Source organism: Siccirubricoccus phaeus (genome assembly GCF_008360935.1).
Lineage (GTDB): Bacteria > Pseudomonadota > Alphaproteobacteria > Acetobacterales > Acetobacteraceae > Siccirubricoccus > Siccirubricoccus phaeus.
On the sequence record NZ_SRXO01000009.1, the window covers coordinates 104,710 to 119,930 of the forward strand.

Genomic DNA, 15,221 nt, shown 5'->3' on the forward strand with positions numbered 1-15,221 from the left:
CGGGTTCGGCAATGGACGTCGAGGGGGACGTCGCGCGGCGAGGCGCGCCTTACGGCGCGCCCGCCTTCGGGCTTCCGCTGCAAAGGCCGGAGGGCCTTTCGGCAACCATCAGTTTTCCGCTTCGACCGGCGGGTCCGGACTCAAGGGTTCAAAGGCCCTTCGGCCCTCTGCGGGTGGAGTTTGACGGAGGGCAGCCCCCTTCCTCAATCACGGCTCCACGTTCAGGAACCTCGCCGCCTCCGGCGCTTCCTCCCCGCGGTGCAGCCCGGCCGCCCGCGCCAGCGCCTCCCGGTCCGCATCCGTCAGCCGGGCTTCCTCCCGCAGATGCTCTGTCCAGCTTCCCACCATCCACAGCTCCACCCAGCGCTCCGGATGCGCCACATCCTCGTAGAGCCGCCACTCCCCGCCGCCGGCGCGCAGCCGGACCCGCCGCACCTCCTGCATCGCCGCCAGGAACAGCGCCCGCTCCGCCGGGTCGATCCGGTATCGCACCACCTCCAGCACCCGGCCGGAGCGTTCGCCGAGCATGCCGCGCAGCTCCTCCGCCGGGGCTTCCGGCACCGGCATGGCCGGGCCCTCGGCCGGGCTGGCGGCGGCGGCGGTGGCGACGGAATCGATCCGCCAGCGCCGCACCGCGAAGGCCGCCACCGCGCCGCCCGCCGCCGCCGCCCCCAGCGCCAGCGGCACGCCGAAGCTGCCGCCGATCCAGCCTGCCAGCGCCGAGCCCAGCGCCATCACCCCGAAGAAGCTGAGCTGGTAGATCGCGATGGCCCGCGCTCGCACCCAGCCCGGCGCCGCGAGCTGCGCCGCCGCCCCCAGCGTGCTGCCCGCGGCGATCCAGGAGGCGCCGTAGAGCAGCATGCCGAGCGAGGCCAGCGCCCAATGGTGCGAGACCGCCAGCAGCGCCATGGAGAGCGCCCCGAGCAGCGAGGCCCAGAACACCGTGGCGCTGCGGTCCAGCCGGGTGCGGAGCGAGGGCAGGGCGAAGCCCGCCGCGACGGCGGCGCCGCCCATGCAGCCCAGCATCATGCCGAAGGCCTCCGGCCCCAGGCCGAGCTGCTGCCGCACCAGCAGCGGCAGCAAGCCCCAGACCGCGGCGGAGAACAGGAAGAAGGTGCAGGCCCGGATGATGGCCGCCCGCATGGCCGGGCTGGCGGAGACGAAGCGCAGCCCCGCCCGCATGGCGGAAACCAGATGCTCCTTCGGCCCGCGCCGCGGCGCCTCCCGCGGCTTCCAGGCCAGCAGGGCAAGGATGAGGATGAGGAAGGCGACGGCGTTCAGGGCGAAGGCCGCCTCCGGCCCCGCCCAGGCGATGGCGAAGCCGCCCAGCGCGGGGCCCAAGGCGCGGGCCAGGTTGAAGCCGATGCCGTTCAGCGCGATGGCGCCGACCAGATCCTCCCGCGGGACCAATTCATTGGTGGTGGCGGCCCAGGCGGGGAAGTTCATCGCGCCGCCGGCGCCGATCGCGAAGGTCAGCGCCAGCAGCCCCCAGGGGCCGATGGCGTCGGAGAAGGTCAGCGCCGCCAGGATCAGCGCCATCACCAGGATCCAGGCCTGGGCCAGCAGCAGGAAGAGGCGGCGGTCGATGATGTCGGCCAGCGCCCCGGCCGGCAGGGCCAGCAGGAAGACCGGCAGCATGGTGGCGGCCTGCACCAGGCTGACCAGCATGGGGCTGGGGTCCAGGCTGGTCATGAGCCAGCCGGCGCCGGTGTTCTGCATCCAGCCGCCGATATTGCTGGCCAGGGTCGCCAGCCAGAGGGTGCGGAAGACGGAATGGCGCAGCGGCAGGAAGGCGCGGGGCATGGGGAGGGAAAGGGCCATGGCGCGCCTTCTGCCCGGCCCGGCGCGGCGCGCCAAGCGAAAGCCGCGCGACATTGCCATGCCCGGGCCGCGCCCCTGGCGCCACCTTTCCGGGGCCGGCGTCCTGCGGCGCCGGGCGCGTTTTCCACTGCCCGGTGAATGCGGCTCATGCCACGGTTCCGGTTGCGCCGGATTTCTCTCCTGGCGCGGGGCAGTGCCGGCCGCACGGCCCTTGTTCCCTGTGCCATCAGCAAGGGTGCGAGCGGGAGGGGGCGGCCCATGCCTGCGGCCGCCCGGCAGTTGGCCCTGCCTGGATGGCGGCCTGTCATCGCGATGCGGGGAAGCCGCCCCGGCTTGCGGGCCATCGGCCCGTCAGACGCTCGCTCCGGCCGGCGGGTTTTCCCGTCGCGGATTTCGGTTCCGCGCTGTCGGCCTGCGTCGCCGGCAGCCGCCTGTGCAGCCCCTTCGCCGGCAATCCGCGGACGGCGCGGGCAGGACGTCAGCGCAGCAGGGGCAAGGCGAGCAGCAGGACCGCAAAGCCGCCGATGGCCGCCGCCCCCAGCCGCGGCACCGCCCCGCCCCAGCCCCGCCGGCCCGCGGCGCTGCCGAGCACGGTGCCCACGATGATCCAGGCCATTGCCACCGTGGCCAGCAGCGGCAGGAAGCCGAGCATGTAGAGCGGCCAGACGGCGGGTCCCGCGCCGAAGGGCAGGATCCCGAGCGCGAAGACGATCGCCTTCGGGTTCAGCAGCGTCGTCACGAAGACCTGGCGCGGCATCACCACCGCCCCGGTCGCCAGCACGGCGCCGCCATGGCGCCAGAGGCGCAGGGCAAGGAGCAGCAGGTAAAGCCCCACCGCCACCCGCAGCGCCGCGGCCAGCAGGGGCGCCGCCGCCATCGCCGGGCCGAGCAGCAGCCCGAGGGTGAGGATGGAGATGGTATAGCCGGCCGCCTCGCCCAGCATCAGGGGCAGGGAGCGCCGCAGGCCCACCGTGGCCCCGGAGGTCGCCAGCAGCGTGTTGGTGGGGCCCGGCGTGCCGAGGACGGTCAGTACGGCCAGGGTGAAGAGGATGGGATCTTCCATGCGCTCGGAACACCTTTCAGCGGAACGGCCAGCCCATCCTGCGCGCCGGGCGACGGCCAGACGCCGTTCCGCTGCCGGCCAGGGCGATATGCCTGCGGCGGGCGCATCGGCCAGGGCGCCGGCCTAGTGTCCTGCTTGCGAAATTCGCTGGATCTCCCGCCGACGCAGCGGACAAGCAGGCCACTGGAAACAAAAGCTGGTAGCCCGGGAACGAAGCCGCAGGACTGCGGAATCGGGACACTAGAATTCGGCATCGAGGTCGAGCTCGGCAATGGCCGGCTCCGGCTCGCGGCGGGCGGCCTCGATCCATTCCTGCACCGGCGCCCAGGCGAGGATGGTCTGCGCATAAGCCTCGCACACCGGGTCCAGCGCCACGTCATAGGTGCGGAAGCGGCACACCACGGGGGCGAACATCGCATCGGCGACACTTGGCGCCGTGCCGAACAGCCAGGGCCCGCCCCATTCGCCCAGGGCATCCCGCCACAGCTTCAAGATGCGCTCGATATCCGCCCGCGCGGCGGACCAGATGGTGAAGCCCGGCACATGCGCCCGCAGATTCAGCGGCAGGGTGGAGCGCAGGGCGGCGAAGCCGGCATGCATCTCGCCGCTGATGGCGCGGCAGCGGGCGCGGGCCAGCCGCTCCGCCGGCAGCATCTGCTTCTCCGGGTAGCGCTCGTTCAGGTATTCGGCGATGGCGAGCGTATCCCACAGCTCCGCGCCCTCGTCGCTGAGGCAGGGCAGCAGGATGGAGGAGGATTGCAGCAGCAGCTCCGCCCGCGCCCCGGGATCCTCCGGATCCACCGTGTGGACGGTGAAGCCGATGCCGGCCATGCGGCACAGCAGGAAGCCGCGCATGGACCAGGAGGAGTAATTGCGGCTGCTGATATGCAGCACGGCAGGGGCTGAAGGCACGGCCTCCGCCGGGGCCCGGGCTGGCGCGGGAGCCGCCGAGGCTGCGGTCCTGCGACGCTTCGGCTCGGCCACCATGCCCTCTCTCCCCCGGAATCGGCCCCCCCGGAATCGGCATGGGCGGCAGGCTAGAGCGGTTTCACGCTGACTGTGCAGCGCGAAACCGCTCTGGCTTATAGATTATAGAGCAGATTCACGCCTTCGGGCGATGCCGCCCTCCGGCGATCTGCTCTAGCAGCGCCTTCGCTGTTGCGAAATGGTGCATCGCTGGCACCATTGCGGGGCAGCGCCGTGCCGGGCGGTGCCGATGGAGTCCCTGGCCTTCGATGATCTACACCCTCTTCCAGCTCCGGCAGGATGCGCTGACGCCGATGCGGCGCCTGGCCCGTGGCTGGGGCGGCATCCTCTCCACCTTCCACGGCACCCACCCGGCCTTCTTCCCCCTGCGCGCCGGCCGCGCGGCGATGGAGGTCTTCGCCGATTTCGCCCTGACGCATCGCCGCCCCGCCTTCGGCATCGGCAGCATCCGCCAGGGCAATGTGGAGGTGGCGGTGGAGGAGGTGGTGGCAGAGGCCACGCCCTTCGCCAGCCTGACGCATTTCCGCACGGTGAACAGCGGCCGCCTGCCGCGGGTGCTGGTGGTGGCGCCGATGTCCGGGCATTTCGCCACCCTGCTGCGCAACACCGTGCAGGTGCTGCTGCAGGATCACGACGTCTACATCACCGACTGGCACAATGCGCGGGACATCCCGCTCGCCGAGGGCCGCTTCGGCTTCGACGAATATACCGAGCATGTGATGCAATTCCTCCGCGCCATCGGCCCGGGCGCGCATGTGCTGGCGGTGTGCCAGCCGGTGGTCGCGGTGCTCTCGGCCGTGGCGCTGATGGCGGAGGACCGCGACCGCGCCACGCCACGCAGCATGACGCTGATGGCCGGGCCGATCGACGCGCGCGTCAAGCCGACCAAGGTCAACGACCTGGCCAACAGCAAGCCCATCCAATGGTTCGAGCGCAACCTGATCGCCACCGTGCCCTGGCGGCACCGCGGCGGCGGCAGGCGGGTCTATCCCGGCGCGGTGCAGCTCACCGCCTTCATGGCGATGAATCTCGGCCGGCATACCAGGGCGCATCAGGAGCAATTCCTCAACATCCTGGATGGCGAGACGGCGAAGGCGGAACAGCATCGCCGCTTCTACGAGGAATACTTCGCCGTCATGGACCTGCCGGCGGAATTCTACCTGGAGACCGTGGCGACCGTGTTCCAGCGCCACGACCTGCCGCTCGGCAGGCTGGAATGGCGCGGCCGGCGCGTGCGGCCGGAGGCGATCCGCCGCACCGCCATCATGACGGTCGAGGGCGAGAAGGACGATATCTGCGCCATCGGCCAGACCATGGCGGCGCTCGACCTCTGCCGCGGCGTGCCGGTGACGATGAAGCGCCACCACCTGCAGACCGGCGTCGGGCATTACGGCGTCTTCAGCGGCAGGCGCTGGGCGCAGGAGATCTATCCGCGCGTCAGGGAGATGATCCAGGCCTATTCCGACGCGGCCTAGGCCCCTGAGTCCGGCTCCGCCGGGCTGCGGAACCGCGATGCCGGCCGGCGTTGCCAGCGGCCTGCCTGGCCGCCCCCTCCGGTGGCAATCCGGCGGACGGGGCGGGCGGAACAGCGGGGATTCCGGCGCCGGGCTTTCCGGCCCCGGCGCAGCGGGCTGCGCGGCGATGGCTTGCCGCTTCCAGCCGTTCCTGGGCTAAACCCGGAAGGTTCAGGGATGCGACATCGGAAGGGGGGACAATGGAGCGCTTCTTCGGCCTGGCCGAGCGGGGGACGAGCATCAGGACCGAGGTGCTGGCGGGGGCGACCACCTTCCTCACCATGGTCTATATCGTCGTCGTCAATCCGGGGATCATGGCGGCGGCCGGAATCGACCATGGCGCGGCCTTCGTCGCCACCTGCCTGGCGGCGGCGATCGGCTCGGTGCTGATGGGGCTGCTGGCGAACCTGCCCATCGCCCTGGCGCCGGGGATGGGGCTGAATGCCTATTTCGCCTTCGCCGTGGTGCTGGGGATGGGGATTTCCTGGCAGGTGGCGCTGGGCGCGGTGTTCCTCTCCGGCCTGCTCTTCCTCGCCGTCTCCCTGCTGCGGATCCGGGAATGGCTGATCGGCGGCATCCCGCTGTCCCTCAAGCTCGGCATCGCCGCCGGCATCGGCTTCTTCCTCGGGCTGATCGGGCTGAAATCCATGGGGCTGGTGGTGGCGCATCCGGCGACGCTGGTCGGCCTCGGCAAGGTGACCGAGCCGGCGACCCTGCTCGGCGTCTTCGGCTTCCTGCTGATCGCGGTGCTGACGGCGCGGCGGGTGCCGGGGGCGATCGTGCTCGGCATCCTCGTCACCGCCGCGCTCGGCCTGCCTTTCGGGCTGACGAAGTTCGAGGGGGTGGTCAGCCTGCCGCCCTCGCTGGCGCCGACCTTCCTGCAATTGGATATCGCCGGGGCGCTGGCGCTGGGTGTCGGGGCGGTGGTGTTCACCTTCTTCCTGGTGGATCTGCTGGACAATACCGGCACGCTGATCGCCACCACCCATCGCGCCGGGCTGATGCGGCCGGATGGCAGCGTGCCGCGGCTGGGCCGGGCGCTGATCGCCGATAGCGGCGGGGCGGTGATCGGGGCGGCGCTCGGCACCTCCACCACGGTCAGCTATATCGAGAGCGCGGCGGGCATCCAGGCGGGCGGGCGCACCGGGCTGACGGCGCTGGTGGTGGCGGCGCTGTTCCTGGCGATGCTGTTCCTGGCGCCGCTCGCCACCGCCATACCTGGCTTCGCCACGGCGCCGGCGCTGCTCTTCGTCGCCTGCCTGATGGCGCAGGCGCTGCGGGATGTGGCGTGGGAGGAGCCGACGGAGTACGTGCCGGCGGTGATCACCACCCTGGCGATGCCGCTGACCTTCTCCATCGCCACCGGCATCGGCCTGGGCTTCATCACCTTCGCCGTGCTGAAGACGGCTTCGGGCCGCGCCGGGGAGGTTTCTGGCGCGGTGTGGCTCCTGGCGGCGTTGTGCGCGGTGAAATTCGCCCTGGGCTAAGCTTATGTAGCTCGGACCGGACGGTTGAGCTTGCCGACTCACGGCGGGGTCCGGGGGGAGCCTTCCCCCCGGCGGAGGTGCAGGAGGCAGCGCCTCCTGCTGGGGGTTTGGGGGCGAAGCCCCCATTCAAAGGAGCGTCTCATGCAGCCCATATGCCTCAGCTTCGACAACGGCCCGGAGCCGGAGGTGACGCCTTTGGTGCTGGAGGTGCTGGCGCGCCGTCGCATCCCGGCGATGTTCTTCGTCCTCGGCAAGCACCTGGCTGACCCTGCGCGCTTCGCCCTGGTGGAACGGGCGCGGGCGGCGGGACATCCGGTGGGCAACCACACCTTCAGCCATGGCGTGCCGCTCGGCCGCCGCCCGGGCGCCGAGGCGGTGGCGGAGATCGCCCGCACCGACGAGCTGCTCGGCAGGCTGCGCCTGCCGGAGCGGTATTTCCGCCCGAATGGCGGCGGCGGCGCGCTCGGCCCGCATCTGCTGAACCGCAGCGCCGCGCGGCATCTGCAGGCGGGCGGCCATACGGTGGTGCTGTGGAACGCCATTCCGCGCGACTTCGCCGAGCCGGCGGACTGGCCCGCCACCGCCCGCGCCCAGCATGCGGCGGCGGCCGCGCCGGTGCTGATGGTGCTGCACGACCTGCCGAACGGCGCGATGCGGCATCTGGACCGCGTGCTGGGGGAATGGCAGGACCAGGGCGTGGAATTCCTGGCCGAGCCGCCCGCCGCCTGCGTGCCCCTGCGCGCCGGCCTGGTGCAGCCGGGCTTCGCCGATTGCGTCTCGGAGGACAATGCCCCATGAACCGCCGCGCCCTGCTGGCCAGCCTGCTCGCAGCGCCCGCTGCCGTCCCCCTTGCCGCCCGCGCCCAGGGGTGGCCGGACCGGCCGATCCGCATGATCGTGCCCTTCGCCGCCGGCACCACCACGGATATCCTCGGCCGCATCGCCGCCACGGCCATTGCCAAGGGCATCGGCCAGCCGGTGGTGGTGGACAACCGCACCGGCGCCGGCGGCACGGTAGGCACGGCGGCGGTGGCGCAGGCGGCGGCGGATGGCAATACGCTGCTGTTCGGCACCAGCGGGACCATGGCGACCAACCCGCTGATCATGCCGGGCATCCCCTATGACCCGGTGAAGCATTTCGTGCCGGTGGCGAGCTTCTCCCGCACCTCCGTGGTGCTGGCGGTGCGGCCGGCGCTGGGCGTTGCCAGCCTGGCGGAATTCCTGGCGCTGGCGCGGCGGCGGCCGGTCTCCGTCGGCACCGCCGGCACCGGCACCACCGGGCATCTCACCACCGCGCTGATCGAGCTGCGGGCCGGCGTGAAGCTGACCCATGTGCCCTATCGCGACGGGGCGCGGGCGGTGACGGATCTGCTGAACGGCACGCTGGACGCCATGGTGTACCACCCGCTGGGCTTCCTGACGCATATCCAGGCCGGCGCGCTGCGGCCGCTGGCGGTGACGGGGGAGGCACGGCACTTCCTCTTCCCCGAGGTGCCGACGCTGGTGGAATCCGGCCTGGCCGGGGCGATCGTCGAGGGGTGGTGGGGCATCTTCGCCCCGGCGGGCACGTCGGTGCCGGTGGTGGCGCGGGTGAATGCGCTGGTGAATGGCGCGCTGGAGGACCCGGCGACGAAGGCGGAGCTGCAGCGCCAGGGCATGGAGACCATGGGCGGCTCGCCGGAGCAATTGGCCGCGCAGCTGGCCTCCGAGATCGCCCGACAGAAGGAGGTGGTGGAGGCGGCGACGATCACCGCGGACTGAGGTTCCCCGCCAGGCTGCTGCACGCCGTGGCAGGAGCGCGTTCCCGGCCGCGATGTCGCCGGGGCTCCGGCGTGGGCGCGGCCTGGCACGGCCTGTCGCGGCACTGCCCCGGACCGGCAGCGAGAAGCGGTCAGGCGAGCTGCAACAGGGGCCACCGGGCGAGCCAGCCCTTGTCGGCGACGCGCTGGCGGAAGATGGCGTGCTTCGGCCCATCGGCGAAGCCGGGCGTGGGGCGCAGCAGCAGGGCGAAGAGGTCCTCCAGCCCGTACGGGGCGAGGATCTCGCAGGCCTCGCCTTGGCGGCGCGCGGCGACCGCCGTGGCCGTTTCCGGCCAGTGCCGCATCGCCTCCGCCACCGAGGCATAGGGCGCGTCGCCATTGCGGAGATGCATCCGCGCCTGGTTGCGCACGGACCAGTCCAGCGCCGGGTCCAGGGTGCGCAGGGCAGCCTCGGCGGCGGCATCCGCCTCGGGCGTGGCCTGGGCGGGGGCGTGCCAGAGCACGTCCACATCGCCCCGATGCGGCGCGGCGCGGCCATGCAGCGCATCCCACGCCGCGTTGCGCAGGAAGCCGGCCCCGATCCAGCCGCCGCCGGGCAGGTCCAGCGCGGCCACCTGCCTCAATGCCTGCCAGCGCGCGGCGTCCGCCCGCAGCAGGGCTGCCAGCCGGGCTGCCGGCGTCACTCGGGCCGGATGGGCGGGCCGAAGCCGTAGAGGCGGGCGGGGTTATCCACCAATACCGCCTGGCGCTGCGCCTCGCCTGGCGCCCATTCGCCGAGGGCATCCAGCAGCACGCCGTCATCCGGCACCTGCAGCGGCGGCCACATGGAGGGGTGCGGCCAGTCCGTGCCCCAGACGCAGCGATCGGGCGCCGCGGCGAGCATCGCCCGGGCCATGTCCTGCACGTCCCGGTAGGGCGCGCCGGCAGAGGAGCGGTAGCCGCAGAGCTTCGCCCAGGCGCCCTTTTCCAGCAGCCGCAGCATGGCCTTGAAGCCGGGGTTGTCCACGCCGCCCTCGCTGGCCTTCACGCCGCCCATATGGTCCACCACCACGGGGATGGGCAGGCGCGCCAGCACGCTTTCCAGCGCCACCAATTCCTTGTCATGGGCATAGAGCTGGAGGTGCCAGCCGAGCTTGGCCAGCGTCTCGCCCAGCGCCTCGAGCTGCTCCAGCGGCGTGCCATTGCCGGAGACGGCGTTGAAGCGCACGCCGCAGGCGCCGCGCGGGGACATGGCTTTCAGCGCCGGCAGGTCGAAGCTCTCATCCACCACCACCACGGCGCGGGCGCGGTCGAGGCCCATGGCCTCCACGGCATCCAGCGTCACGGCGTTGTCCGTGCCGTAGATGCTGGGCTGCACGATGACGGTGCGGGAGAAGCCGATGGTGTTCAGCATGTCGAGATACATGCCGATGGAGGCCTCGGGCGGGGTGTAGCCGCGGCCGGGCGAGAGCGGGTAGCGGTGATAGGGGCCGAAGATATGCATGTGGCAGTCGGTGCTGCCGGGCGGGGCCTTCCAGCCGGGTTTTGACGTGACGGGCAGGGGGCCGGGGCAGGGGCGGGTCATGACGTTCCTCCGGTGCCGAGAGGGGCGTCGCGCCGTGAGGCGCGCCAATAGGGCAATCCCTCTCGGGCTCACCCCGCCAAAGGCCGAAAGGCCTTTGGAAACCATGAGTTTTAGAGCGAGCAGGTTGGAACAGCAGACTCAAGGGGGCCAGGGGCCTTTCGGCCCTTGGCGGGTGGGAGCTTGAGGGAGGGCAGAGCCCTCCCTCAACACCCTATTCGGCCGGCGCGATCGCCGCCACCTGCCTGCCGCGCGTCTCCGGCAGCAGCAGCAGCCCGATCACCATCACGCCGTAAGCCGCGAAGGCGAAGATCGCGATCGCCGTGCCCAGCGGCAGCTTCTGCGACAGGAACCCCACCATCGCCGGGAACAGCGCGCCGAAGGCCCGGCCGACATTGTAGCAGAAGCCCTGGCCGGTCCCCCGCACCTCGGTGGGGTAGAGCTCCGTCATGAACGGCCCCATGGCGGAGAACATCATGTAGAGGATGAAGCCGAGCGGTGCCGCCAGCACCAGCATCAGCTCGTTGGAGATGGGCAGCGTCACATAGGCCACGACGGAGATCGCCGAGCCGATGGCCGAGATCAGGAAGGTGCGCTTCCGCCCGATGGCATCCGCCAGATAGGCGCCGGCGAGGAAGCCGATCCAGGCGCCGAGGATGTGCACCAGCAGGTAGCTGCCCGTGTTCAGCACCGAAAGCTGGCGTTCCGTGCGCAGGAAGGTGGGCAGCCAGACGGAGAGGGCGTAGGAGCCGCCCTGCGCGCCGGTGACCATCAGCGCCACCTTCAGGGTGGTGCCGAGATAGGGCGGCCGCAGCACGGCGAAGAGCTGGCCGAAGGGCGAGCCGCCCGGTGCCGCGCTGCGCTGCCGGGCGGTGAACACCTCCGGCTCGTCCACATGCTTGCGGACGTAGAAGACCAGCAGGGCCGGGGCCAGGCCGATCCAGAACATCACCTTCCAGGCCGTCGCATCCGGCAGCAGCGCGAAGATGACGGTGTAGAGCAGCGCCGCCGCACCCCAGCCGAGGGCCCAGCCGCTCTGCACCAGGCCGACGGCGCGGCCCCGGTACTTGTCGCGGATCACCTCGCCCATCAGCACCGCGCCGGCCGACCATTCGGCGCCGAAGCCGAGGCCCTGCAAGGCGCGGAAGATGAAGAGCTGATTGAAATCCTGGGCGAAGCCGCAGAGGAAGGTGAAGCCGGCATACCAGAGGATGGTGATCTGCAGCACCCGCACCCGGCCGTAGCGGTCCGAGAGCGCGCCGGCCAGCCAGCCGCCGAAGGCCGAGACCAGCAGGGTGACGGTGCCGAGCAGCCCGGCATCGGCGCGGGAGATGCCCCAGAGGGTGAGCAGCGTCGGGATGACGAAGCTGAAGATCTGCACGTCGAGCGCATCGAGCGACCAGCCGCCGAGGCAGCCGATCATCGTCTTGCGTTCCTTGTCGGTAAGGTCGCGTAGCCAGCCGAACATCGCGGCGTGGTCCCTTTCCTGCGCGGAGCTTCCCCCCGGCAGGGCGGCCCGCTGACGTTTCCCCAGGGCGGTTTGCCCGCTTCGGGCCAGCCTGCGCAGCGCGGCTGGGCTTGTCAAATCAGGGGAGGGGGTACTCCCCCAGCCGCGTTGCGGGGGAGGGTCGGGGCGGGGGACCGCCCCGCGCAATCCGGCCGCACCCTCACCGCAGCCCGCCCCCGCCCTGCGGGGAAGGGTGTCCGCCGGGGCCTATTTCCGTCCCGCCGCGAAGCGCACGGCCTCTTCGGCCGCCCGGAACAGGGCGCGGGCTTTCTGCCAGGTCTCCTCGTATTCCGCCTTCGGGTCGCTGTCCGCGACCACGCCCGCGCCCGCCTGCACATGCATCACGCCGTCCTTCACCAGCGCCATGCGCAGGCCGATGCAGGTGTCCATCCCGCCATCCACGCCGAAATAGCCGAAGCCGCCGGCATAGATGCCGCGGCGGGAGGGTTCCAGCTCCTCGATGATCTCCATCGCCCGCACCTTCGGCGCGCCGGTCAGCGTGCCGGCCGGGAAGCCGCCGGCCAGGGCATCGATGGCGGTGAGGCCGGGGCGGAGGCGGCCCTTCACCTCGCTGCCGATATGCATCACCTGGCTGTAGCGCTCGATCTGGAATTGGCTGGTGACCTGCACGCTGCCAATGGCGGCGACGCGGCCGACATCGTTGCGGCCGAGATCGAGCAGCATCAGGTGTTCCGCCCGTTCCTTCGGGTCGGCCAGCAGCTCGGCTTCCAGCGCCCTGTCCTCCTCCGGCGTGGCGCCGCGGCGGCGGGTGCCGGCCAGGGGGCGGATCGTCACCTCCCCGTCGCGCAGCCGCACCAGGATCTCCGGCGAGGCGCCCACCGCGGCAAAGCCGGCGAAGTCGAAATAGAACAGGAAGGGCGCCGGGTTGATCCGCCGCAGCGCGCGGTAGAGGGCGAAGGGCGGCAGGGCGAAGGGCGCCGAGAAGCGCTGCGAGGGGACGATCTGGAAGCAATCCCCGGCGCGGATGTATTCCTTCGCCGTCTCGACCGCCGCGATGAAGCCTGCTTCGGTGAAATTGCTGCCGGGCGCCGGCGGCGGGGGCAGGGAAACGGGCGCCGCCGGGCGGGGCAGGGGGCGGTCCAACGCCGCCTCCGCCTCGTCCAGCCGGGCTTCGGCGGCGTCATAGGCCGCCCTGGCGTCAAGCCCGGGCGAGGGCCAGACGGTGGTGAAGAGGGAGAGCGCGTCCCGCACATGGTCGAACACCGCGACCAGGGTGGGGCGCACCAGCACCGCCTCCGGCACGCCGAGCACATCGGCATTCTTCGCCGGGATGCGCTCCATCAGACGGACCATGTCGTAGCCCAGATAGCCGAACAGCCCGGCGGCAATCGGCGGCAGGCCGGGCGGCAGGGGCAGGTGGTTGGCGGCCAGCAGGCGGCGCAGGCTGTCCAGCGCCGGCTCGCCGGCGGGCTCGAAACCGTGCGGGGCGGCGAGGGCGTGGCGGTTCAGCTCCGCCTGCCCGTCGCGGCAGCGCCAGATCAGGTCGGGCTCCAGCCCGATGGCGGAATAGCGGCCGCGGGCGGCGCCGCCCTCGATGCTCTCCAGCAGGAAGGCGTTGGGCTTGCCCTGGGCCAGCTTCAGGAAGGCGCCGACCGGCGTGTCCAGATCCGCGACCCGCTCCCGCCACAGCACCTGGCCCTGCCCGGCGGCAAGACCAGCGCTGAAGGTGGCGAAATCGGGGCTCGGCATGGGGTGGTGTCCTTCTCGGGAAATGCGGAGGGTCCGCACCCCTGTCATGGCGGGGGCGGGGGCGGGCATCAAGGCCAAGGCGCGCGAAAAGCCGGTTCGGAAGGGGGCTGTCGCCCCGGAGCCGCCCCGCCGGGGGCCGCGGAAAGGTCCGACATTGCCGGTGGGATCCCCCTGCGGCTGAAGCGGGGGTGGGCTTCGCGGTTCGAAGCAGGCCCTTCCACGCGGCGGGGAGCGCCGCGGCCTCCCGCACCCGTCCCGCAAAGGAAGGCGCCCCCGGCGCCGTACCGGCCTGGCTATTTCGGCCTGCCCAGCACCTGTTCCGACAGCCCGGCGCTGCGGCGGACGAAATCCAGCGGGCCGGAGAAATCGAAGTTCCGGTACACCGCCGCCAGGTGGTTGAAATGCGGCGCCTGGGCGAATTGCACGAAGGCCAGGCGATGCCCGGCGTAATCGCTGTTCAGCAGGTCGCGGGAGAAGGCGAGCAGCCTGCGCCGGTCCTCCGCCGCCCATTCGGCGTTCAGCGTGTAGAATTTCTGCAGCCATTCGCCGCTGCCGGCATTGCGGAAGGCGGCGGCATTCGGGGTGACGCAGATCTGCCCGCCGATCAGCTCCCGCGCCGCATGCATCATCACCGGAAGCTGCGAACAGGCCAGGACCCGTCCCGCATAGAGCAGCGACTGGTTCGGCATCAGCAGCCCGGCCGGGGAGCGCTCCGCCAGGGTGATGGAGGCGACCAGATGCGCCCTGATGCCTTCCCGGTAGCAGGCCAGGTCGGCCAGCTTCTCCTGCACCGCCTGCAATTTTTCCAGGCCGGTCTGCTTCGCGCTCCACATCGCCGCGCCGATCATCAGGTCGGCGTTGTGGAGCAGCCGCAGCACATAGGGGAATGCCGAGTAGCGGTGCAGCGTCGCCCGCACCTGCTGCGCCGCCTTCGTGTAGCGATAGAAAAAGACATCCTCCCAGGGGATGAGGACATCGTCGAACACCACCAGCGTATCCACCTCGTCGAAGCGGTTGGCCAGCGGGTAATCTGCAGGATCGCCCCGCCCCGCGAAGCCGCCGCGGCAGATATGCTTCACGCCCGGCGCGCCCATCTTCACGATGCACCCCACCGCGTAGTCGCTCTCCTTCTCGTCGGTCCAGGCGCCGACCGTCGGCTTCAGATAGGCCTGGTCGGCATAGGCCGCCGCGGTCTCGTACTTGGCGCCGCGGATGACGATGCCGGCGCTCGTCTCCTTCACCACATGCACCATCATGTCGGGATCGCGCTCGGTGATGGGTCGGCTGCGATCGCCCTTCGGGTCGGTGTTGGCGGAGACGTGGAAAGGGTCCAGCTCCACCACCCGGCGGATATGGCTGCTGATATTGTCGGCGAAGCGCGGGTCGATCTCGTTCAGGATGTCCTTGCCATCCTGCAGCGACCACATCTCGCCGACCGTCTCATCCCCGACGCGGGTGACGACGCCGCCCACGTCCTGCAGCAGCAGGTCGACGCTGCGCCATTTCCGCCACCAATCCTCCTGGGTGGTGGGCGGCTGCTGGAACAGGCTGTGCCGCTCCCCGCCCTCCACGTAGGTCAGATCGGCCTGGTAGGCCGCCTCATGCTGCATGTCGTACATGCGGGCCTTGGCGGCGGCGATCGGGGCGAAGGCCCGGTGCCGGGCGACATCCGTCACCTTCTCGCCGTCGATCCAGACCTCCCGCCCATCCTTGATGCCGTCGAGGTATTGCGCGCCGGTGCGGATCATGCGGAGCGGCCCTCCTTGCCTGTGCCGCAGGCAGGATGCCCCGCCTAGATTCATCGGGGAAATA

Annotated in this window: 12 protein-coding genes; 4 read left to right on the plus strand and 8 right to left on the minus strand. The window is 71.3% G+C overall.

Going from position 1 to position 15,221, the window contains the following annotated elements; translation table 11 throughout:
* Positions 1–207: 207 nt before the first annotated feature.
* The 3 genes from E5N76_RS14405 to E5N76_RS14415 form a co-directional block, all read right to left on the minus strand.
* Positions 208–1,821: an MFS transporter gene (locus E5N76_RS14405; RefSeq protein ID WP_149538008.1), complete on the minus strand. Its 1,614-nt coding sequence runs from the start codon at positions 1,819–1,821 to the stop codon at positions 208–210.
* A gap of 478 nt (positions 1,822–2,299) precedes the next feature.
* Entirely contained in the window at positions 2,300–2,884 is a 585-nt protein-coding gene (locus E5N76_RS14410; RefSeq protein WP_149538009.1) for a LysE family translocator, read from the minus strand.
* Between the two features lie 240 nt (positions 2,885–3,124).
* Positions 3,125–3,778 (minus strand): glutathione S-transferase, encoded by a 654-nt coding sequence (locus tag E5N76_RS14415; RefSeq protein WP_235907710.1) that lies wholly within the window; start codon positions 3,776–3,778, stop codon positions 3,125–3,127.
* 341 nt (positions 3,779–4,119) lie between these two features.
* Here E5N76_RS14415 and E5N76_RS14420 point away from each other — a divergent pair, with 341 nt between their 5' ends.
* The 4 genes from E5N76_RS14420 (at position 4,120) to E5N76_RS14435 (ending at position 8,632) form a co-directional block, all read left to right on the plus strand.
* Positions 4,120–5,346, plus strand: coding sequence for a polyhydroxyalkanoate depolymerase (locus tag E5N76_RS14420; RefSeq protein WP_149538011.1), 1,227 nt, complete (start codon positions 4,120–4,122; stop codon positions 5,344–5,346).
* 239 nt (positions 5,347–5,585) lie between these two features.
* The gene (locus E5N76_RS14425) at positions 5,586–6,872 is read left to right on the plus strand and encodes an NCS2 family permease (protein ID WP_149538012.1); all 1,287 of its coding nucleotides are present in this window, start codon (positions 5,586–5,588) and stop codon (positions 6,870–6,872) included.
* 141 nt (positions 6,873–7,013) lie between these two features.
* Positions 7,014–7,670, plus strand: coding sequence for a polysaccharide deacetylase family protein (locus tag E5N76_RS14430; RefSeq protein WP_149538013.1), 657 nt, complete (start codon positions 7,014–7,016; stop codon positions 7,668–7,670).
* Positions 7,667–8,632: a Bug family tripartite tricarboxylate transporter substrate binding protein gene (locus E5N76_RS14435; RefSeq protein ID WP_187830172.1), complete on the plus strand. Its 966-nt coding sequence runs from the start codon at positions 7,667–7,669 to the stop codon at positions 8,630–8,632. Before E5N76_RS14430 ends, E5N76_RS14435 begins: the two co-directional genes overlap by 4 nt.
* A gap of 130 nt (positions 8,633–8,762) precedes the next feature.
* On the opposite strand, the gene E5N76_RS14440 is transcribed toward E5N76_RS14435, so the two are convergent.
* The 5 genes from E5N76_RS14440 to E5N76_RS14460 all read right to left on the minus strand — a co-directional run bounded on the left by E5N76_RS14440 (position 8,763) and on the right by E5N76_RS14460 (position 15,157).
* Positions 8,763–9,314: a nucleotidyltransferase family protein gene (locus tag E5N76_RS14440; RefSeq protein WP_149538015.1), complete on the minus strand. Its 552-nt coding sequence runs from the start codon at positions 9,312–9,314 to the stop codon at positions 8,763–8,765.
* The gene (locus E5N76_RS14445) at positions 9,311–10,195 is read right to left on the minus strand and encodes an amidohydrolase family protein (protein ID WP_149538016.1); all 885 of its coding nucleotides are present in this window, start codon (positions 10,193–10,195) and stop codon (positions 9,311–9,313) included. Before E5N76_RS14445 ends, E5N76_RS14440 begins: the two co-directional genes overlap by 4 nt.
* Before the next feature lie 211 nt (positions 10,196–10,406).
* The gene (locus E5N76_RS14450) at positions 10,407–11,660 is read right to left on the minus strand and encodes an MFS transporter (RefSeq protein WP_149538017.1); all 1,254 of its coding nucleotides are present in this window, start codon (positions 11,658–11,660) and stop codon (positions 10,407–10,409) included.
* A gap of 246 nt (positions 11,661–11,906) precedes the next feature.
* Positions 11,907–13,409, minus strand: a complete 1,503-nt coding sequence (gene trpE, locus E5N76_RS14455; protein ID WP_149538018.1) for an anthranilate synthase component I — start codon at positions 13,407–13,409, stop codon at positions 11,907–11,909.
* A 293-nt stretch (positions 13,410–13,702) separates the two neighbouring features.
* Positions 13,703–15,157 carry a 4-hydroxyphenylacetate 3-hydroxylase family protein gene (locus E5N76_RS14460; protein ID WP_149538019.1) on the minus strand — a complete coding sequence of 485 codons (1,455 nt, stop codon included), beginning with the start codon at positions 15,155–15,157 and terminating at the stop codon, positions 13,703–13,705.
* Between the last annotated feature and the right edge of the window lie 64 nt (positions 15,158–15,221).

What these genes read in the sequence shown, in the direction of transcription:
- E5N76_RS14425 (WP_149538012.1), top strand. Translation starts at nt 5,586, where the DNA reads ATGGAGCGCTTCTTCGGCCTGGCCGAGCGGGGGACGAGCATCAGGACC.
- E5N76_RS14445 (WP_149538016.1), bottom strand. Translation starts at nt 10,195, where the DNA reads ATGACCCGCCCCTGCCCCGGCCCCCTGCCCGTCACGTCAAAACCCGGC.
- E5N76_RS14405 (WP_149538008.1), bottom strand. Translation starts at nt 1,821, where the DNA reads ATGGCCCTTTCCCTCCCCATGCCCCGCGCCTTCCTGCCGCTGCGCCAT.
- E5N76_RS14435 (WP_187830172.1), top strand. Translation starts at nt 7,667, where the DNA reads ATGAACCGCCGCGCCCTGCTGGCCAGCCTGCTCGCAGCGCCCGCTGCC.
- E5N76_RS14410 (WP_149538009.1), bottom strand. Translation starts at nt 2,884, where the DNA reads ATGGAAGATCCCATCCTCTTCACCCTGGCCGTACTGACCGTCCTCGGC.
- trpE (WP_149538018.1), bottom strand. Translation starts at nt 13,409, where the DNA reads ATGCCGAGCCCCGATTTCGCCACCTTCAGCGCTGGTCTTGCCGCCGGG.
- E5N76_RS14450 (WP_149538017.1), bottom strand. Translation starts at nt 11,660, where the DNA reads ATGTTCGGCTGGCTACGCGACCTTACCGACAAGGAACGCAAGACGATG.
- E5N76_RS14420 (WP_149538011.1), top strand. Translation starts at nt 4,120, where the DNA reads ATGATCTACACCCTCTTCCAGCTCCGGCAGGATGCGCTGACGCCGATG.
- E5N76_RS14430 (WP_149538013.1), top strand. Translation starts at nt 7,014, where the DNA reads ATGCAGCCCATATGCCTCAGCTTCGACAACGGCCCGGAGCCGGAGGTG.
- E5N76_RS14460 (WP_149538019.1), bottom strand. Translation starts at nt 15,157, where the DNA reads ATGATCCGCACCGGCGCGCAATACCTCGACGGCATCAAGGATGGGCGG.